Origin of the sequence: Haloarcula sp. CGMCC 1.6347, assembly GCF_037078395.1 — an archaeon.
In the GTDB taxonomy this organism is placed as follows: domain Archaea; phylum Halobacteriota; class Halobacteria; order Halobacteriales; family Haloarculaceae; genus Haloarcula; species Haloarcula amylolytica.
This window is the reverse complement of the sequence record NZ_JAYMGX010000001.1, coordinates 637,756-657,069: the sequence shown is the minus strand read 5'-3', so window position 1 is coordinate 657,069 and position 19,314 is coordinate 637,756. Positions and strand designations below refer to the sequence as shown.

Annotated in this window: 19 protein-coding genes; 11 read left to right on the top strand and 8 right to left on the bottom strand. The window is 65.1% G+C overall.

What is annotated here, in order from left to right; all coding sequences use genetic code 11:
- Nucleotides 1–183 precede the first annotated feature (183 nt).
- Both VI340_RS03545 and VI340_RS03540 read left to right on the top strand, forming a co-directional pair.
- Complete coding sequence (locus VI340_RS03545) at nucleotides 184–2,004, top strand: L-aspartate oxidase (protein WP_336357796.1); 1,821 nt, start codon at nucleotides 184–186, stop codon at nucleotides 2,002–2,004.
- 54 nt (nucleotides 2,005–2,058) lie between these two features.
- A complete protein-coding gene (locus tag VI340_RS03540; protein ID WP_336357795.1) occupies nucleotides 2,059–3,186 on the top strand; it encodes a CapA family protein in 1,128 nt (375 codons plus the stop codon).
- A 39-nt stretch (nucleotides 3,187–3,225) separates the two neighbouring features.
- Here VI340_RS03540 and VI340_RS03535 read toward each other — a convergent pair whose 3' ends face one another.
- Together VI340_RS03535 and VI340_RS03530 are read right to left on the bottom strand one after the other, a co-directional pair.
- Complete coding sequence (locus tag VI340_RS03535; protein ID WP_336357794.1) at nucleotides 3,226–3,945, bottom strand: DICT sensory domain-containing protein; 720 nt, start codon at nucleotides 3,943–3,945, stop codon at nucleotides 3,226–3,228.
- Nucleotides 3,946–3,955: 10 nt separating this feature from the next.
- Nucleotides 3,956–4,336 carry a DUF7344 domain-containing protein gene (locus tag VI340_RS03530; RefSeq protein ID WP_008310271.1) on the bottom strand — a complete coding sequence of 127 codons (381 nt, stop codon included), beginning with the start codon at nucleotides 4,334–4,336 and terminating at the stop codon, nucleotides 3,956–3,958.
- Nucleotides 4,337–4,433: 97 nt separating this feature from the next.
- Here VI340_RS03530 and VI340_RS03525 point away from each other — a divergent pair, with 97 nt between their 5' ends.
- Entirely contained in the window at nucleotides 4,434–5,045 is a 612-nt protein-coding gene (locus VI340_RS03525) for a translation initiation factor IF-2 subunit beta (RefSeq protein WP_008310273.1), read from the top strand.
- Between the two features lie 36 nt (nucleotides 5,046–5,081).
- Here the strand turns inward: VI340_RS03525 and cysK are convergent, their stop codons facing one another.
- Entirely contained in the window at nucleotides 5,082–6,008 is a 927-nt protein-coding gene (gene cysK / locus VI340_RS03520) for a cysteine synthase A (protein WP_008310275.1), read from the bottom strand.
- Between the two features lie 119 nt (nucleotides 6,009–6,127).
- Between cysK and VI340_RS03515 the strand changes: the two genes are divergently transcribed.
- Nucleotides 6,128–6,253 carry a hypothetical protein gene (locus VI340_RS03515; RefSeq protein ID WP_008310277.1) on the top strand — a complete coding sequence of 42 codons (126 nt, stop codon included), beginning with the start codon at nucleotides 6,128–6,130 and terminating at the stop codon, nucleotides 6,251–6,253.
- Between the two features lie 8 nt (nucleotides 6,254–6,261).
- On the opposite strand, the gene VI340_RS03510 is transcribed toward VI340_RS03515, so the two are convergent.
- Both VI340_RS03510 and VI340_RS03505 read right to left on the bottom strand, forming a co-directional pair.
- A complete protein-coding gene (locus VI340_RS03510) occupies nucleotides 6,262–6,963 on the bottom strand; it encodes an SOS response-associated peptidase (protein WP_008310278.1) in 702 nt (233 codons plus the stop codon).
- Between the two features lie 34 nt (nucleotides 6,964–6,997).
- A complete protein-coding gene (locus VI340_RS03505) occupies nucleotides 6,998–8,647 on the bottom strand; it encodes a thiamine pyrophosphate-binding protein (RefSeq protein WP_008310280.1) in 1,650 nt (549 codons plus the stop codon).
- Between the two features lie 161 nt (nucleotides 8,648–8,808).
- On the opposite strand from VI340_RS03505, the gene VI340_RS03500 reads away from it, so the two are divergent.
- From VI340_RS03500 to VI340_RS03485, 4 genes are all read left to right on the top strand, one after another.
- Complete coding sequence (locus tag VI340_RS03500) at nucleotides 8,809–9,195, top strand: hypothetical protein (RefSeq protein WP_008310282.1); 387 nt, start codon at nucleotides 8,809–8,811, stop codon at nucleotides 9,193–9,195.
- 62 nt (nucleotides 9,196–9,257) lie between these two features.
- A complete protein-coding gene (locus VI340_RS03495; RefSeq protein ID WP_008310284.1) occupies nucleotides 9,258–10,538 on the top strand; it encodes an ornithine cyclodeaminase in 1,281 nt (426 codons plus the stop codon).
- 298 nt (nucleotides 10,539–10,836) lie between these two features.
- Entirely contained in the window at nucleotides 10,837–12,327 is a 1,491-nt protein-coding gene (locus VI340_RS03490) for an ATPase domain-containing protein (protein WP_336357793.1), read from the top strand.
- A 6-nt stretch (nucleotides 12,328–12,333) separates the two neighbouring features.
- On the top strand, nucleotides 12,334–13,734 hold the full coding sequence (locus VI340_RS03485) for a PAS domain S-box protein (RefSeq protein WP_336357792.1): 1,401 nt from the start codon (nucleotides 12,334–12,336) through the stop codon (nucleotides 13,732–13,734).
- 14 nt (nucleotides 13,735–13,748) lie between these two features.
- On the opposite strand, the gene VI340_RS03480 is transcribed toward VI340_RS03485, so the two are convergent.
- Together VI340_RS03480 and VI340_RS03475 are read right to left on the bottom strand one after the other, a co-directional pair.
- Nucleotides 13,749–14,615: a ZIP family metal transporter gene (locus VI340_RS03480; protein ID WP_008310290.1), complete on the bottom strand. Its 867-nt coding sequence runs from the start codon at nucleotides 14,613–14,615 to the stop codon at nucleotides 13,749–13,751.
- 45 nt (nucleotides 14,616–14,660) lie between these two features.
- Entirely contained in the window at nucleotides 14,661–15,368 is a 708-nt protein-coding gene (locus VI340_RS03475) for an SDR family NAD(P)-dependent oxidoreductase (protein ID WP_336357791.1), read from the bottom strand.
- A gap of 97 nt (nucleotides 15,369–15,465) precedes the next feature.
- Between VI340_RS03475 and aroA the strand changes: the two genes are divergently transcribed.
- The 3 genes from aroA (at nucleotide 15,466) to VI340_RS03460 (ending at nucleotide 18,677) form a co-directional block, all read left to right on the top strand.
- Entirely contained in the window at nucleotides 15,466–16,755 is a 1,290-nt protein-coding gene (aroA, locus tag VI340_RS03470) for a 3-phosphoshikimate 1-carboxyvinyltransferase (protein WP_008310292.1), read from the top strand.
- 94 nt (nucleotides 16,756–16,849) lie between these two features.
- A complete protein-coding gene (gene aroC, locus VI340_RS03465; RefSeq protein ID WP_008310293.1) occupies nucleotides 16,850–18,049 on the top strand; it encodes a chorismate synthase in 1,200 nt (399 codons plus the stop codon).
- Between the two features lies 1 nt (nucleotide 18,050).
- On the top strand, nucleotides 18,051–18,677 hold the full coding sequence (locus VI340_RS03460; protein ID WP_008310294.1) for a uracil-DNA glycosylase: 627 nt from the start codon (nucleotides 18,051–18,053) through the stop codon (nucleotides 18,675–18,677).
- Here VI340_RS03460 and VI340_RS03455 read toward each other — a convergent pair whose 3' ends face one another.
- Nucleotides 18,678–19,220, bottom strand: a complete 543-nt coding sequence (locus tag VI340_RS03455; RefSeq protein WP_008310295.1) for a hypothetical protein — start codon at nucleotides 19,218–19,220, stop codon at nucleotides 18,678–18,680.
- Between the last annotated feature and the right edge of the window lie 94 nt (nucleotides 19,221–19,314).

The following is a 19,314-nucleotide window of genomic DNA, read 5'->3' as shown; positions in this document are numbered from 1 at the left end:
ACTACCGACAGTGGCGGCTAATCATGCCTAGTACCGGCTAATCATGCCTAGTACCGGCTAATCATGCCTAGTACCGGCTAATCATGCCTAGTACCGGCTAATCATGCCTAGTACCGGCTAATCATACCTTCTAGTTCGCGTGTGCGCGAAGGCCTCATAAGCCTACAGCACCTACGTTAAACGATGACACCACAGAAGCCATCCGCTGACGGCGAGCAGGCGGCCGACGGTCGGGCGACCGATGCAGGTCCGGCGGTCGACTACGAGACGGTGTCGGTACCAGCGCTGGTCGTCGGCGCTGGCGCTGCCGGGGCGCGGGTCGCTATCGGACTCGCCGAGAACGGTGTCGAACCGCTGGTCATCGGCAAGCGGGACCACGGCGATGCGCACACGACCTGGGCGGCCGGCGGCATCAACGCCTCGCTGGGGTCGCTCGACCCGGAGGACGACTGGACCATCCACGCGGCAGACACGCTGGACGAGGGCCATTTCATCAACGACCCGAAAGCGGTCGAGCTGACGACCAAGCACATGCCCGACCGCATCCGGGAACTCGACGACTGGGGCATGCCCTTCGACCGGACCGAAGACGGCAAGATCAATCAGCGATACTTCGGCGCGCAGTCGTTCCGCCGGACCTGCTTCGTCGGCGACCGCACGGGCGAGGCGATGCTCGACACGCTCGTCGACAGGGCCCAGTCGCTCGAAATCCCCTACCGCGACAACGTGATGATCACGCGCCTGCTCTCGGATGGCGATCATGTCTACGGGGCGGCCGGCTACGACATGGAGAGCGGCGAGTTCATCCTCTTCGAGTCGGACCACGTCGTCCTGGCGGCGGGTGGGTCCTCCGCGCTGTACAACCGCCACTCCTCGCGTGACGAGGAGAACAACGGCGACGGTCCGGCGCTGGCGCTCGATGCCGGCGCGTCGCTGATGGACATGGAGTTCGTCCAGTTCCACCCGACGGGGATGGTCGGCGACCGCTACGGCGAGGACTGGGACGGCCGCCTCGTCACCGAAGCGGTCCGGGGCGAGGGCGGTCGACTGCTCAACAAAGACGGCGAGCGGTTCATGGAGGAGTACTCGCCTGACCAGATGGAACTCGACGCGCGGGACGTGGTGGCCCGCGCCATCGCTCAGGAACTGCGTGAGGGCCGCGGGACGGAGAACGGCGGCGTCTATCTGGACATCTCGCACCGCGACGACGACTACATCAAATCGCGGCTCCCGCGGATGTACGAGCGGTTCATGGATCTCGGCGTCGACATCACGGAAAAGCCGATGGAAATCGCGCCGACCGCCCACTACTCGATGGGGGGCGTCGATATCGACTTCGAGACCGGCGAAACCGGCGTTGGTGGGCTCTACGCCGTCGGCGAGACGGTGGCAGGCGTCCACGGCGCGAACCGCCTGGGCGGGAACTCGCTCGCGGAGACGGTCGCCATCGGCGCGCTCGTCGGCGACCACGTCGCGGCGCAGGTGACAGACGACCGCGACGCCGCCCTGCCGGCTGGCCAGCGTGCCATCGCCGAGCGCGAGTTCCGGTCGCTGCAAGAACTGGAGGCGACGGACGGCGACGAAACACCAGAAGAGCTACTCGCGGACCTCGGCGACCTGCTGTGGGACCACGCCGGCATCCTCCGTAACGGCGAATCACTGTCGGACGGGCTCGCCGCGCTCGATGTCCTCCGTGAGCGGACGGGGAACATCGGCATCGATGGCGACCGGACCAGCCTGTCGTTCGAACTCGCCGTCGACCTGTTCTTCAGCCTCACGGTCGCCGAAGCTCTGCTGTTGAGCGCGCGCAAGCGCGACGAGTCCCGCGGCGCGCACTACCGCACCGACGCGGCCGACGTGGACCCAGACTGGCGGCGGAACATCCTCGTGGACCGCGGCGACACCGGGCTCGAACTGACGACCCGCGGCGTGGCCGAGCCGAGCGAGGCCGTCAGCGAGGCGGTCGACGTCGGCTACGAACTCGACTACCACCATCTGGAGTGAGGCCGACTCCCGGGGACCGAAATTCAAGGCGGTCCCCGTGTAACTGTCCCCATCGTGGCTCCGACCCGCCGAACCGTCCTCGCCAGCGGTGGCCCCGCCCTCGGGAGTCTCACCGCTCTCTCGGGCTGTCTTGGTGCTGCTGGCGACGCGGAGGTGGCGTGTCCGCCGTCGGTCCCGACGGACGCGTCGGTGCGCATCGGGTTCGTCGGCGACGTGATGCTGGGCCGGAGCGTCGACGAACGCTGGCGCGATGCCCCCGACGGACCGACGGCCGTCTGGGGGTCGATGCTCGACGAACTCCAGTCACTCGACGGGCTGGTGGCGAACCTCGAATGCTGTCTCTCGGACCGCGGCGAACCGCGGCCCGGCCGTACGTTCCACTTCCGAACGAGCCCGAGATGGGCCGTGGCCGCGCTGGACCGCGCCGGCGTCTCCTGTGCCGGACTGGCGAACAACCACCTGCTCGATTTCGGACCGGCGGCGCTCACGGACACGCCGGCGCATCTCGCCGACGGTGGCATCGCCTCGGCCGGCGCTGGGGAGAGTCGAGACGCCGCATTCGAACCGGCGGTCATCGACGTCGGTGGACTCTCTATCGCCGTCGTCGCCGTCACTGACCAGTCGCCCAGCTACGCTGCCGACGGCGACAGCCCCGGCACGGCCTACGCACCGCTGGACCCGACCCACCCGCTGACTCGCCGCCGCGTCGGGGGTGCGCTGGCGGCGGCCCGCGACGCCAACCCGGACCTGCTCGTCGTCACCGCCCACTGGGGGCCGAACTGGGTGACAGAGCCAAGCAAGACACAGCAAGCGTTCGCCCGCTGGCTCGTAGACAACGGTGCCGACGTGGTCCACGGCCACAGCGCCCACGTCGTCCAGGGCATCGAGATGTACCGCGGTCGCCCCATCATGTACGACACCGGCAACTTCGTCGACGACTACGCAGTTAAGGACGGCTACCGCAACGACCGGAGCGTCCTGTTCGAACTCCATATCGTGGACGGCCGGCTGGCCGCGCTCGAACTCACGCCGGTCGAGAACGCGTACACGCAGGTCGGACGTGCCGACGAAGCGGTGGCTGAGTGGCTTCGTGAGACACTCCGGGAGCGCTCTCGGCCCTTCGGAACGACTATCGAGCGTGACGGCCTCGGGCTTCGGGTTCCGCTGTCATGTCCGGCATAGCATCCGCTGGGTGTTTCCGGGCCGACTCGTGGTCAGTTGCTACTCGTCGACAGCCACAACCGCCGTCATGATTTCGTCGACCAGCCGTAGGTTGTACGTCCAGAGACCACGAAACGGTCCGTCCTCGGTTTCTTCGGCGACGAGTGCACACTTGTTCTGGTCGTCGCCGGCGGCGTCGAACGCCAGCAGCCACACCTGTTCGAGGGCGGTGTCTGTGAGCGGATGGAACGAGATTCCGGGAATCGCCGGCGGCTCCCAGTCGTCTCGTCCGTAAACGTGGATGTCGAGTTCCGTGTCGCTGGCGAGCGTCTGGTATCGGGCGCGCTGAGAGCGGAAGATCGACAGCGACTGGAAGCTCACTCGAAGCGTTCCCTCCCCGACGCGGTAGGCCCTGTCCTCGAACTCGTGCGACGTTGCGAGCAACTGTGCCGGCGTGAGCGATGCGAGGAGCGTGTTCGCGAGCGCCGAGCGGAGAAGCTGTCGACCCGGATCACTGTCAGGCGCTTCGCTGTCGCCGATACCGGCCGTCGGATCGCACAGAAACGCCTGCAGCGCGGTGAGCGGGACTGCCTCGGCGAACACACCGTCCCGACGGATGACGGCAAACGCGTTCCGGTGTCCGGTCGGGAGTTTCTGCCAGGTGGCATCGATCCCCTGAGTTGCCAGACGCTCGCCCACAGTCTTCGTTGCGGGCGGACCGTACACAGTTATCTCCACGTCCGAGTCCTCGAAGCGTCGGAGGAGGGTACGAACTGTCATCGGCCCACGATCAGTCCTCGTGGTCTGTCTCGGCGGTATCCAGATCGGTTATCGTCGCCAGAACCTCGGCCGTGGATGGCGACAGCGATGCCAGCGTCGCGGTCCGCTGGGCAGCGTCGTAGCTAATAACGCCAGCGTCATCGAGAACAGGGAGGTGGCGGTGGTGGAGTGACGTGCGGGTATCATCCCAGTTGCAGGCGTCGGTGTCTCGAGCACGCGCGCTGGACCAGCCCACGACCACGTCAGTGAGTTCCGCGATTGAGGCCGAGTCGTGTTCGGTGAGGTAAGTGTATATCATCCGCCGGGGCTCGGCTGCCAGCGTCCGTAATAGCGTATCGAGTCGCTTGGACGAGAGTCCCGGCGTCTCCACAGGCTGTTCGTGCTGATCCATGTCAATCAATTATCCACTCTCAGTATTAATATCATTGGCCGATAGGAGATTACAGATGTGACGGAATCCATTTACGTGCCAGCACCGTCTAAGATGTATGAACTACGAGTCCGCCCTACAGCGAGCGTACGACGTACTACCAGACCAGCCCCGGGAAGCCGGTGAACGGCTCTCGATTCCCGACCCCGAGGGCCAGACCGACGGTGCGTTCACACGCCTGACGAACTTAGAGGCAATCGCCGACGCAGTCTCGCGGGACGCCCAGCATCTCCACCGAGCCATCCAGCGCGAGTTCGGGACCAACGGCCAGTTCGACGGCGGCGAAGCCCGCTACAACGGCTCGTTCGACACCGCTGATTTCGAGGCCGCCATCGACGCGTACGTCGCCGAGTACGTCACCTGTTCCGAGTGTGGCCTGCCCGACACCGTCCTCAAGAACGAGGACGGCGTCGACATGCTGCGCTGTCAGGCCTGTGGTGCGTTCCGCCCGGTCGCCAAGGGCGCGAGTTCGAACACGCAGCAGGACCGACCCACGCTCGAAGAAGGCGAGACCTACGAGGTCAAGATCACCGGCACCGGCCGCGAGGGCGACGGTGTCGCCGAGAAAGGGAAGTACACCATCTTCGTCTCCGGAGCGCGCGAAGGGCAGGTCGTCGAGGCCTACATAGAGAGCATCAGCGGCACGCTAGCGTTCGGTCGCGTCGCCTGAGGGCTGTTTTCCCCGCCGCGCGGCTACGTTTCTCGCTTATTCCCACAGGTCCGTCGAGAGGTATCGTTCGCCGGTGTCCGGCAGGACGACGACCACCGTCTCGTCGGGGTTCTCGGTAGCGTACTCCGCGGCCGCGTGCAGCGCCGCACCCGAGGAGATACCGACCATGATGCCCTCCTCGCTGGCGAGTCGGTGGGTCGCGTCGATAGATTCCGTCTTGCTCGCAGTCCGCACCTCGTCGACGAGGTCACGTCGGAGGATATCCGGAACGAATCCGGGACCGATACCCTGGATGTCGTGGCTGTCCGGGTCATCCGCCGAGAGCAGTTTGGACTGTTCAGGCTCGACGGCGACCGAGGTGAGGTCCGCGCCGACCTCCTCTTCGATGTACTCCGAGATGCCGGTGATCGTGCCGCCGGTCCCGACACCGGCAACGACGGCGTCTACGTCGCCGTCGGTATCGGCCCATATCTCCGGACCCGTCGTCTCGCGGTGGGCGCGCGGGTTCGCCTCGTTCTCGAACTGTCGGGCGCGGACAGTTCCCGGCGCATCCGCGAGTTCGTTCGCGCGCTCGATTGCGCCGCTCATGCCGCCGTCGGCCGGCGTGAGTTCGAGGTCCGCGCCGAGCCCTGACAGCAACTGCCGGCGCTCCTCGCTCATCGATTCGGGCATCGTCAGCACGCAGTCGTACCCCCGTGCGGCACAGACGGCGGCCAGCCCGATGCCGGTGTTGCCGCTGGTCGCTTCGACGACCGTCCCGTCGTCGGGGAGGTCACCGGACTCGGCGGCCGCCTCGACCATGTACAGCGCGATGCGGTCCTTGACGGAGTAAGGATTAGCCGCTTCGACCTTGCCGAGCAGATTGTCCGCGAAGCTGTCGAGACAGACCAGCGGCGTGTCGCCGATGAGCTCAGTCACACTGGACGCGACAGTACCGTCGTCTCGCTGGGCGTACGACTGCATACACCGGGAGAAGGAGATTAGCCCCCGTAACGACGCACCCAGAATATTGTGGGACGAATACATTCACTCGGTTCCGAGTCTCCAGAAGCTTATGTTGCCTCCACACGAGCGTTCCAGTAATGCCCGAGATTACCGTCTCTGAGGGCCTGTACCGTCAGCTATCCGCCGCCGAAAACCAGGTCGAAGAAGAGACGCTCTGGAAGATGTTGCACCAGTTCAAGCGCCAGAACACGCCGAGCGAGTAACGCCGTCGCTATCCGACCGGTTCGATGAGTTCCGGCGAGTCGTTAGCGGGACTGTTGACGGCCGTCGAAACCGGATAGGTCTGCATCGGCCCGTCGTACGGGTCGAGCAGTGCAGTCACGTCGCCGACGCTCCCGCGCAGCCACGTCGACTCCTCCGACGGATCGAGGATGACAGCCATCCGGTGATGGAGGTCGGCGACGGCGTCGTTCGGTTCGGTCGTCACAATCGTGAACGACTCGACGATATCGTCTTCTCCGCCCGAATCGCCGCCGCTCCCGCCGAACTCCCCCAGCCCGGTCTGTCGCTGTGGCGGCACCCACCGCTCGTACAGCCCCGCCATCGCGAACAGGTCGTCGTCCGGCAGCGCCACGCGATACGGTTGCTTGCCGTCGCTCGTTTCGACCCACTCGTAGAACCCATCAGCCGGGACGAGACAGCGCCGGGACTCGTATGCCTCGGCGAACGAGCGTTTCTCGGCCAGGGTCTCGGCGCGGGCGTTGATGTGCCTGTGGTCCGTGCGGTTGTCAGCCCAGGACGGAATCAGCCCCCACTCCATCCGCTGGATTGTGCCGGACGACTCGGCAGTGATGACCGGCAGGTCCTGACTCGGGGCGGCGTTGTATCGCGACCCGTAGTCGAAGGAAAACTCGGCGTCGAACCGCGCCTCGATGTCTTCTCGGGGGGAAAACAAACTGTAGCGGCCACACATGGGCTACTTTTGTCGTCGCCGGTGGATAAATCCACTACTCGCGCATCCACTCACTCGCCTGCGGTTCCGTCGGGTCGGTCCTGACCTCGACGAGCGTCGGCGCGTCCGTCTGCACCGCCTCGCGAACCGCCGTGCGGATTTCGGACGCCGTGTCGGCTTGCACTGCTTCCATCCCCATTCCGGCAGCGACAGTTCCGAAGTCAATCGGCGTCGTGTCCCATCCGTACGCCTGGTGGTCGAGGTCGTAACTCCGGCCGGCCTCCTCGCTGATAATCGCGTAATCGTCGTTGTTGAGGACGACGACGGTGATCGGGAGGTCCTCGGCGACCGCAGTATGGAGCTCGTGCACGCACATCATGAGGCCGCCATCACCAGTCAGCGCAACGACGGGTGTGTCCGAGTTCGCTAGCTGTGCCCCAATCGCCGACGGCAGTCCGGTTCCCATCGTCGCCCACGACCCGGGGTTGACGTAGCTGCGCGGTCCGTACGCCTCGAACGTGTTCAGCGCCCAGACGCGGAACCCCCCGGCGTCGACGGCCGTGATGGCATCCGAAGGGACTGCGTCCCGGAGGATTTGCAGCACACGGACGGAGGTGAGCGGTGGTTCCGAATCCACGAGCGGTTCGATACGACGCGCAGTGGCATCACGGACAGCCTGTGCGCGTTCGGTTCCGGCCGTCTTCGTGGCAGGAGCGGTATCGGCCGCCGCGATTTTGTTCTCGATCGCCGTCATCGCGTCCGCGGCATCTGCGAGGATGCCGACAGTCGGGTCATAGCCCGTGCCGAGGTCGTCGGCGTCAATCGTGACGTGAACGAGCGTCTCAGGGAGTTCGACGGACCACCCGCGTGTCCCGTGTGCGTCGAGGTCGGAGCCGACGGCGAGTACGGCATCGGAGTCGGCGAGACAGTCCAGTAGTTCTGGGCTTGCACTCCCGCTCAGGACACCGGCACTGAGGTCGTGGTCCTCCGGGAGCACGCCCTTGCCTTTGTACGTCGTCACGACGGGCGCGTCAAGTCGCTCGGCGAGGCTTCGGAGCGCCGCCGTCCCACCCGACGCTCGCACACCACCGCCTGCCATGATAACTGGCATCTCGGCCGCGAGCAGGTGCTCGGCGGCTTCCGCAACCGCCTGCTCCGGGACGGTGCTGGTGGACGGTGTCGCAGGTGTGCTTGCACCGGCGAGTGGCACGTCCATCTGCAAGTAATTCTTGGGGAGCCCGACTCTGACTGGCCCCTTCGGCGGTGTCTGGGCGACCTGTACCGCCCGGTCGATCGTCGCCGCCGTCGTCTCGGGGTTTTTCAGTAGTATGTTCTCTTTGACGACGTTGTCGTAGGTGTCCGGCGGGGTTTCGTGAATCGCATCGCCGCCCCGGAGCGCCGGCTCGGTTTCGATAGCGAAGTGCACCAGCGGCGTGCAGTCGTTCAGCGCGTTTTTCAGGCCGTTCATCGCGTTCATGTCGCCCGGGCCGGGGACGACAACAGTGCTCGCTATCTGCCCGCTCGTCTCTGCATAGCCCCAGGCCTGATGTGAGACCGCAGTTTCGTGTCGTGCCACGACGAAACGGATGTCGTCTCGCTTGCCGATGGCCTCGTTCAGCGGGAGGGACTGCTTCCCCGGGATTCCGAAGACGGTATCGATGCCGTTCGCGACGAGACGGTCTACCACCGCCAGACTAACGCGCATACTGATTCCTCACTCCGGAGACAATTCACTCTCATGACTTTAGTTCGCCACCGGTCATGCTAGACCGCGTCGGATCGACGCCACAGACACAGGGGAGGTTATACTACCGAGCCCTGCATGGCCCGCGAATTTAAATCCGAAAGCGCCCAACTACGTGACAGATGACCACGGACCCCTCGTTCAGCATCCCCGCACACCCACAGCGGCGCTTTCCCCACGGGAGTGGGGTTGAATACGAGGGCGGGACGGAGTTCCGACTTGTCCCGGAACAGGAGCGGGCGACGCCGGAACTCGCCGAGACAGTCGTCGACATCCTCGAGGCCGGACCGTACCGCTACGGTGATTTCCACGACCTGCCGATGCCGCTGTGGCTGGTCCGCGACGAGGAGACGACCGACGTGTTCCGCGTCGCCGTCCGCGACGGGACGGTCCGACTGCACGTCCTGCCGACCACGGAGTCCGACGGGCTACAGCGGTTCTTCGAGCGGCTGCGTGCGGCCAGCGAGGGAGAGTCGTGGGCCGTGCAACGACACGTTGACGGGCGGTAGCCGGGCCGCCGGGGTAGCACAGACCCAAAACCGTCTTACACACCTGTCTCCATGTCTTGGCCATGACCGTCTCTCGCGAAGTCGAGCTAGAGGGCCACATCATCGACTCCGGGATGATGCAGTCCTGTTTCGGCATCATCATGGACCTTGGCGGCTCCTTCTCCGTTCAGGAGTTCGATATCGGCCGCCACAAAGACGAGGAGTCCTACGCCCGGATGCTCGTCGAGGCCGACGACGAGGACCAGTTGCAGTCGATCGTCCACGAACTCCACCAGCACGGCGTCAACCCCTCGGACCCGAAAGACGCCACGCTCGTCCCCGCGCCCGACGACCAGGTCGTCCCGCACGGCTTCTACTCGACGACGAACCACCCGACGTTCATCCGCCACAACGGCGAGTGGATCGAAGTCGAGGACATGGAGATGGACTGCGCCGTGGTCGTCGAAGACGGCGAAGCGCACCGCGCCTCGGAACAGTCGAACGGTGACGACGAGGAACCGAGAGACTACCCCCGAGCTTACACCAAGGTCCTGAACGCTATCGAGGAGGGCGACATGGTCGTCACCGACGAAACCGGCATCAAGGTCCAGCCGCCGGAGCGGCCCCGCGATTCGGGCGGCGCGTTCGGCTTCATGCAGGGCGGCGTCTCCTCCGAGCGGCCGTCGGAGTCGACCATCCGCAAGATCGCGAACGCCATCAAAGAGACGAAAAAGGAGGGTGGCAAAGTGATGGCGGTCTGTGGGCCAGCCCTCATCCACTCCGGGGCGCGCGAGGACCTCGCTCGCCTCGTCCGGGAGGGCTACGTCGATATGCTCTCGGCCGGCAACGGCTTCGCTGTCCACGACATCGAGCGGGACATCTACGGCACCTCGCTGGGGATGGACACAGAGAGCCTTGACCATCCCCGCCACGGCCACAAGCACCACATCTACGCCATCAGCGAGGTCATCCGCGAAGGCGGCATCGAGGAGGCCGTCGACTCCGGCACCATCGAGTCCGGCGTGATGTACGAGTGCATCGAAAACGACCGGCCGTTCGTTCTCGCGGGCTCTATCCGCGACGACGGCCCGCTCCCGGACACCATCACCGACGCCGTTGAGGCCCAGAACGCCATTCGGGAGCAGGCCCACGAGGCCGACATGGTGTTGATGCTCTCGACGCTGCTGCACTCGGTCGCCGTCGGGAACTGTCTCCCCTCGACGACCCGGGTCGTCTGCGTCGACATCAACCCCGCGACGGTGACCCAACTCCTCGACCGCGGCTCCGCACAGGCAGTCGGGATGGTCACCGACATCGGCACGTTTGTCCCGATTCTGGCCGAGCAGTTGCTCGACGAGGAGTAGGACGACCACGAGCAGCGCGAGTGGTCGCTTTTTCGCCCACGTTTTTTACCGAGTGGTGTGCGACCACTGGGAGCACACCCGGCGGTAAAAAAGGTGGATTGCGGACGTTTGTCCCGATTCTGGCCGAGCAGTTGCTCGACGAGGAGTAGGACGACCACGAGCGGCGCGAGGGGTCGCTTTTTCGCCCACGTTAGTCGAAAGAGCGAGGAGACGCGAATCGGTGTTTCGTGGACTGTCTTCGGTTGTCACGCCCGTGTTCTCGCGAGATGCTTATTACCCGCCATCCGATACTCTCTCTATGCCCTCTCCTTCGCGGCAGTTCACGCGCCTTTCCAGCGGTATCTCCGGTCTTGATTCGCTTCTCAGAGGCGGGCTTGTGGAAGGGCGGCTGTATCTCGTTATCGGGCCGCCCGGAACCGGAAAAACACTGCTTGGCACGCAGTTTCTCGAAGCAGGGCTCGAAGCGGGCGACGACGTGCTGTTTATTCACGCCGAAGAATCGGCTGCCGATTTGCTGGCGAACACTGCCGAACTCGGCATCGATATCGCCGACGCGACGTTTCTGGATGTCGGCCCCGATTCGGAGTTTTTCATGGAGGCCGAGTCGTACGACGTGGTCAAGCCCCGAGACGTCGAGGACGGCCACCTGATTTCGGATATCCGCGAGACAATCGAGCGGGTGGACCCGGACCGCGTCCTCATCGATCCGATCACACACTTCCAGTATCTCGAACCGACCGAGTACCAGTTTCGCAAGCGCATCATCTCCTTCGCGCGCTTTTTGCAAGACAGGGAGACGACCGTGCTGGCGACCAAGACGCCGAGCAATCAGATGGACAGCCAACTCAGGTCGCTCAGCGACGGCATCATCTCGCTCAGTTACGGCGACGAGAAGGCGGGTCGGCGTATTCGACTGCGCAAGCATCGCGGCATCGGCCAACAGGACGGCTCACACGGGATGGAAATCCGCGAGTCCGGTGTCGAAGTGTATCCGGCGCTCGAACCGGAACAGCGGACGCGGTCGTTCGACCCAACGCAGTTCTCCGCCGGGGTTCCGGGACTGGACTCGCTCCTCGATGGCGGACTCGAACGCGGGACAGTGACGATTCTCAGTGGTCCGTCCGGCGTCGGCAAGTCGACGACGGCGACTGAGTTCCTGGCCTCCGCAGCGGCAGACGGGTCCCCGGCGCTCGCCTACCTGTTCGACGAATCCATCGAGACGTTCACCTACCGCTGTGAGACGTTCGGGATGCCGCTCTCGCAGTTGCGTGACGAGGGGACACTCCACATCGAGGAGGTCGAGTCGCTGGCGCTGTCCCCCGAGGAGTTCGCGAACCGCGTGAAGACCCAGGCCGCGGAGCGCGGGGCCGAACTCGTCGTCATCGACGGCATCGCGGGCTACAAGAACGCGATCAAACACGGGCAAGACGACGTGGAACTGCGTCGGCGGCTCCACGCCCTGACACAGCAGCTCACGCGCGGGAACGTCGCCGTCGTCCTGATCGACCAGCGCAGAGACGTGACGGGCCTGCACGAGCCGACGAGCGAGAACGTCAGCTACCTCGCGGACAACATCGTCTTCGAGAACTACATCGAGGTCGAGGGAGAACTCCAGCGCGTCATCGGTGCGCTGAAAAAGCGCGTCGGCGGGTTCGAGACGGTCCCTCGGCGGTTCGAGATAACCGCCGACGGCCTACAGGTCGGCGACCCCGTCTCGGGGATGCACGGCGTGTTCGAGGGCGTCCCTGAACAGCATGGAGATAGCAGCGGGCGGTCGCCCACTCGCTAACCACCGATGGCCGACGTCCAATTACTGCTGGCCGGCGACGGCAACCGGGAGGCACTCGCCTCCGTCGTCGCCGAACACCACACGCCGATCACGGACGACGAGTTCCGGGAAGTCGACCTCCACATCGTCGACGAGTCGTCGTTTCCGAAGTACAGAGAGTCGATAGAGCGGTACAAACACCGGGCAGATCCGGTGTTTTGCCCCGTGATTCTGGTCCGTCGTGAGGAGACGCCAGTCAGGATTGACCTGCCCGATATCGACGCGGCCGAGCAGCCACTCGTCGTCGATGATATCATGACAGCGCCGCTGGACACGCAGGCGCTCTTTCGAACCATCACGAACCTCCTCGCCCGGCGCAGCCACACTGAGGACCTCGTTGCGGACCTCAGAGAACAAAACAGCGAACTCCGGCGGTTCAGGAACGCCGTGGAGCACGCGGGCCACGCGATTCTGATAACGAACACCTACGGTGTCATCGAATACGTTAATCCGGCGTTCGAGGAACTCACCGGGTTTAGCGCCGAAGAGGCGATTGGCCGGACACCGCGGATACTCAAGTCCGGTGAACAGGGCGAACAGTTCTACGAACGGCTCTGGGACACGATCTGTCGCGGCGAGGTCTGGACGAGCGAGATCGTAAACGAGCGCAAGTCCGGCGAGCGGTTCATCATCAACCAGACCATCGCCCCGATTCAGGACGCGGACGGGACGATCCAGGGGTTCGTCGGGATGCAGGACGAAATTACCGGTCGCCGACTACGCGAGCAACAGCTCACCGTGTTCCATCGGATTCTCCGGCACAATCTCCGGAACAACGGAACGACCATCAGCGGACGTGCGGATATCCTGTCAGAGTTAGTCGACGACGACGACGCGCTCGACCACCTTGAGACGATCAAAGCGAACGTGCAGTCCCTGCTCGACATCAGTGAGAAAGCGCACCACGTACAGGAACTGCTCGCGGACTCGCTTACCGACGATGTCGAGCGCGAACTCGAAGACGCCCTCAGTGACATCACGGACGGGCTGGCCGCAGCGCACCCCGACGCCGAGTTCGTCGTCGAGAGCGACTCCGTCCCGTCGCCGACGATAGACGCGAAGGTCATTCCGGCGTTGCAGGAACTCATCGAGAACGGTATCAAGCACTCGGACGCATCGGTACCGCGGGTCACCGTCCGGACGGAGCGCCACGACTCGACAGCGACAGTGACGATTGCGGACAACGGGCCGGGGGTCCCGGACCAAGAGCGGCGGGTCATCGAGGCGGCGGAAGAGAAGCCGCTCGAACACGGGTCCGGGCTGGGGCTGTGGTTCGCGTACTGGCTCATCAGCTACGTCGGTGGCGATATGGATATCCAGGCCGATACCGACGGGACGAGAATCACTGTGACTGTGCCCGTCCGGTGACGACGGACGCGCGTTCAGATAGCGACCCAGGCCAGCACGATGACAGCAGCGCCGACCACCGTCGACCCGACGGCGTGCGTTCGGAGTTCGTCGAGCAGGTCGTGGGAGTGGTCGTGGAGTTCACAGACCTCGTCGATCTCGCTGCCGGCCTCGCAGTTCGGCAGGAAGTCCATCGCGACGTGGAGGAAGATACCGGCGGCGAACCCGAAGATAACTGCGTTGAGAAGGGCGGACTCCGGGACCGGAAGGAGCGCGGACGGGATCGCCGTCAGGCCGACGCCGGCCGCGGGGAGCAACAGGGCAGTCGCGGACTTGCCGCTACGTCCGAGCCGCCGGGCGGCGGCGTAGCCGGCCGGCCCTTTGTGTGAGACGATAGCGAGGCCGAGCAGGATACCCAGTTCGGGCATCGAGGCGTAGACCAGCCCGATGACCAGGCCGGCCGAGAGGGCGTGGGCGGCGATGGCAAGCGTCGTCATGTCGAAGGCAGTCTCGACGTGGGTCAGCCGGTGGCCGATAGTGTGGGTGCCGTAGCCGGTGACCAGTCCGGCGGCGATGCCGACGCCGCCGATACGCGCTGCCCCGGCCTGGCCGCCCAGTCCCATCGCCTGCGGGACGAGGAACATGGCCGCCGACGTGACCATCGCCCCGCTCGCGAGCCCGTAGCCCCAGACCAGTCGGTAGGGGTTCGTTTCATCGGCCCGCGCCCCGAGCCACGCGCCCAGTGCCATTGCCACGAACGCGACCCAGGAGATGACCAGGACCTTACTCGCCCCGCCGGTGACTGCGACGCCGGACAGGATCACCAGGCCGACGACACTCGCGATGCCGGCGGTGGAGATTCGGCCAGCGTTATTAAAAATTGAGTTCGAGTTAATAGACATTATCTACAATCACTGGGCTGTTGCTAATAAACCCATCGGTGGCGGTTACCGCGTCGCCGACCGATAGTCGCCCCAGTCGATGACGCCGCCGTCCAGTGCCGACGGGTCAGCGTCCCGGAGCGCCCAGAGGACCATTTCAGCGACGGATTCCGGGTCGCGTCCGCCGTCGCCGGAGAGGTCCGTCGCGACCTGTCCGGGGTCGACTGCACCGACCGGGACGTCGAGGTCGGCGGCGAACCCGCGGGCGACAGCCTCCGCGGCGGCCTTCGAGACGGCGTAGGAGCCGTAGCCGGGCATCCCTTCGCGGGCGACGACGCCCGTCGGGACGACGATGCGGGCGTCCGGACCGAGGTGTGGGACGGCTTCGCGGATCGTCGAGAACACGCCCCGAGCGTTCGTCCGGAGGTGGTCGTCGAATGCGGCGTAGGATTCCTCGGTGAGCGGTGTCTCGCCGGCGATCCCGTGGTAGACGCCGGCGTTGGCGACGACGTACTGTATCGCACCGTTCCCCTCCCGCGTCGCAGTTTCGACCAGTCGTTCTACGTCGTACTCGTCGCGCACGTCCGTCCGAATCGCGGTCACGGAGCCGCCTGCATCCCGTATATCGGCTTCGACACGTTCGAGGGCCTCCGCGTCGCGAGCACAGATGACTGTATGTGCGCCCGCACCCGCTACCGCGTGGGCTATCTGCTCGCCGATACCTTTACTCGCACCCGTGACGACAGCGGTCGCGCCGTCCATCGCTGGGACCATAGCGGTGGTACCGCTGCCAGCCACAAGGTCGTTGCTCCCGCCATCGGTGGGGTGAGAGAGCGGTAGCCTCTTGTCGAACGCCCGCTACCGACCGGGCATGGACATCACGATTGCCGAATCGACGGTCGAGGGGACGGCGCAAGCGCCGCCGTCGAAGAGCTACACGCACCGGGCGGTGCTGGCCGCGGGCTACGCCGACGGCGCGGTCGTCCACGACCCGCTCGTGAGCGCAGACACGAAAGCCACGATGCGCGCCGTCGAGGCCTACGGCGGCAGCGTCTCGCTCGCTGAAGACGAATCGACGGTCGAAGTCACGGGCTTCGACGGCCGGCCGGGGACGCCGGACGACGTTATCGACTGTGCCAACAGCGGGACGACGATGCGGCTGGTCACCGCCACAGCCGCGCTGCAGGACAATCTCGCGGTGCTAACTGGCGACGGCTCACTCCGGTCGCGCCCCCAGGGGCCGCTGCTCGATGCCATCGGACAACTGAACGGCGACGCCGAATCGACTCGCCGGAACGGCCAGGCCCCGCTGGTCGTCGGCGGCGGCGTCGACGGCGGTGCGGTCGAGATCCCCGGCGACGTGTCCTCGCAGTACATCACTGCGTTGCTGATGGCCGGCGCTGTCTCGCCGGACGGCGTCGACATCGATCTGACGACCGAGCTGAAATCGTCGCCGTACGTCGACATCACGCTTGAGGTGCTGGCGGACTTCGGCGTCGACGCCGAGAAGACAGATAACGGGTTCACCGTCGAGGGCGGTCAGTCCTACACGCCAGCGGGCGGCGACTACAACGTCCCCGGGGACTTCTCGTCGATGAGCTACCTGCTCGCGGCCGGCGCACTCGCCGCCGAGGACGGCCTGCGCGTCACGTCGGCGTTCCCCAGCGCTCAGGGCGACGCCGCCATCGTCGACATCCTTGACCGGATGGGAGCCGACCTCGACTGGGACGAGGACAAGGGCGAAATCACCGTCTCACAGTCAGATCTGACTGGTATCGAGGTCGGTGTCGAAGACACGCCTGACCTCCTGCCGACCATCGCGACGCTGGGGGCCGCCGCCGACGGCGTCACCCGGATCACCGACGCCGAGCACGTCCGGTACAAAGAGACCGACCGCGTGAGCGCGATGGCCGAGGAACTCACGAAGATGGGCGCAGAGGTCGAGGAGCACCAAGACGAACTGTTCGTCTACGGCGCTGACAGCGACCTCGTCGGCACGACCGTCGAAGGTCGCGCGGACCACCGTATCATCATGTCGCTGGCCGTCGCCGGCCTCGTCGCCGACGGCGAGACGACAGTGACCGGGGCGGAACACGTCGACGTGTCCTTCCCGGACTTCTTCGACGTACTCGATTCGCTCGGCGCGGCCGTCGAGCGGTAGATAGCGGGGATACCGACGCTATCGTCGCCTATAGCGGGACAAGCACCGGCCACATCTACAAGGTTCAAATGCCCCCAACCCCGACACCACTGTAATGAACGGCAACGAGTTCGGTCGTCTGTTCCGCATGACGACCTACGGCGAGTCCCACGGGGAGGCGATGGGCTGTACCGTCTCCGGCGTCCCGGCGGGTGTCGAACTCTCAGAGGAAGAGATACAGAAAGACCTCGACCGGCGCAAGCCCGGCCAGTCGATGATCACCACCTCCCGGGGCGAACCGGATAAGGTGACGATCAACTCCGGGATTCAGGACGGCTACACGACGGGCACGCCCATCGGGATGGTCATCCAGAACAAGGACGCCCGCTCGGGCAAGTACGAGCCGTTCATCACGGCTCCGCGGCCGTCCCACGGCGACTACACCTACTCCGCGAAGTTCGGGACCCGGAACTGGGGCGGCGGCGGCCGCTCCTCCGCTCGCGAGACGGTCAACTGGGTCGCCGCCGGCGGCGTCGCCAAGCAGGTCCTCGAACAGTCCGACTACGACGTCCAGATCAAGGCCCACGTCTGTCAGATCGGTGATGTCGAATCGGGGCCGGTCACCTTCGAGGACATGCTCGAACACAGCGAGGAAAACGAAGTCCGCTGTGCCGACCCCGACGCGGCCGAGGAGATGCGCGACCTGGCCGACAAGCACCAGAAGGAGGGCGACTCCATCGGCGGCGCGATTTACTTCGAATGTCGCGGCGTCCCGTCCGGCCTCGGCGCGCCACGGTTCGATAGCTTCCCGTCCCGCCTCGGCCAGGCAATGTACTCGATTCCGGCGGTCAACGACTTCGAGTACGGCATCGGCCGTGAAGCCCGGACGACCAAGGGCAGTGAGTACACGGAGAACTGGGAGTTTAGTGAGGACGGCCACCCGACGCCGGTGGGCAACGACCACGGCGGCATCCAGGGCGGCATCACGACCGGCCAGCCTATCTACGGTGAAGTGTCGTGGCACGCGCCGGTGTCGATTCCCAAGTCCCAGAAGACGGTCGACTGGGAGACGGGCGAAGGCAAGGAAATTACCGTCACCGGTCGCCACGATCCGGTCCTGCCGCCGCGGGCGGTCCCAGTAGTCGAGGCCATGCTGGCCTGTACGGTCCTCGACTTCATGCTGCTCGGCGGCCGCATCAACCCCGACCGGCTCGACGACCGCCCGGGCGAGTACGACACCGACTACCACCCGTCCAGCCCGCAGAACGACCCCGAGGACGCGGACACCCACGCGAAAACCATCGACGACGAGTAAGATGGACGCACAACAGGAGTCCAAGTCGAACCCGTTCGGGATGGACGAGGCGTGCCAGAACTGCCCCGCGCTGTGTGAGACGCGCGAGAACGTCGTCCACGGCTACGGCGACGTGGGCGCCGAGTTCATCGTCCTCGGTGACTCGCCCGCAGTCGGCGCTGACGAGTCCGGTATCCCCTTTACCGGCGAGCAAGAGCGCGAACTGCTCGACATCCTCGCCGCGGTCGACATGTGCTCGGACCCGAACGCCGACAGGCCGCAGCTACAGAACACCTTCCTGACGTACGTGACCCGCTGTCGCCATCCCGACAGGGCGGCGACCGACGAGGAGGTCGTCAACTGCGAGCCGTATCTCAACAGCGAGATACGGATGATAAACCCCGAAATCCTGCTGCCGGTCGGACAGCGCCCGCTCGAAGAGTTGGCCTTCGAGTACACGACGATGAGCGAAGACGAACTCGATATCGAGGACCGGCACGCGACGACGATCCGCGGCCGCGGGTTCGAGATCCTCCCGATGATTCCGCCGAGTGAACAGACCGACGAGGAACGGACAGCGTTTCTGGAACACTTCAGCGAGACGCTCGGACAGGATTACCGGCAGACAAAGGGCCGGCGCGGACGGTAGTCAGGTATCAGACTTGACCTCGCTCTCAGTGGTCTGGAGCAACTCTTCCGGGCTCGACACTGTCCCGTACTCCGTCGCTGCCTGTAGCCGGTTTTCGGCGTCGTGGCGGTACTGGCTCGCCTGTGTCGATTCACCCTGTTCGCTGGCGTAAGTCATGCCGCTGAGCCACTCGGCGGCCTGCCAGAGACAGGTCGCTTTCTTGCGCGCCCGTTCCGCTAACTCGGTCAGCGAGTCGTCGTCCGCTTCGCGAACAGTCGTCGTGAACTCCTCGACGCTTTCCTCGAAGTCCGACGCGGCACTGTCGAACCCACCGCGAGCGAGCGCCATCTCCCCGTCTTCGACGGTCGCCAGCGCGTCGGATAGCTGCCGGCGCGCTTCGCGATACCGCGTGTAGCCGATATGGTACGCCCGCTGTGCCGCCGCAGTCCCGGACAACGTGGCTTCGCGTTCGCAGTCGCGGCATACGATCTTGGGTCGTGGCTCCCCGAGAACCCGGTACTCCGACCCACATCCGTCACATCTGTAGGTCTGGGATTGCTCCATATAGTTTCTCTTAGTTATCAAATACTGCTCACATCTTATAATTGTTCTGTAGCTGCGTCGGAACACAAGCGACTAATCACAGTCGGGCCGAGAA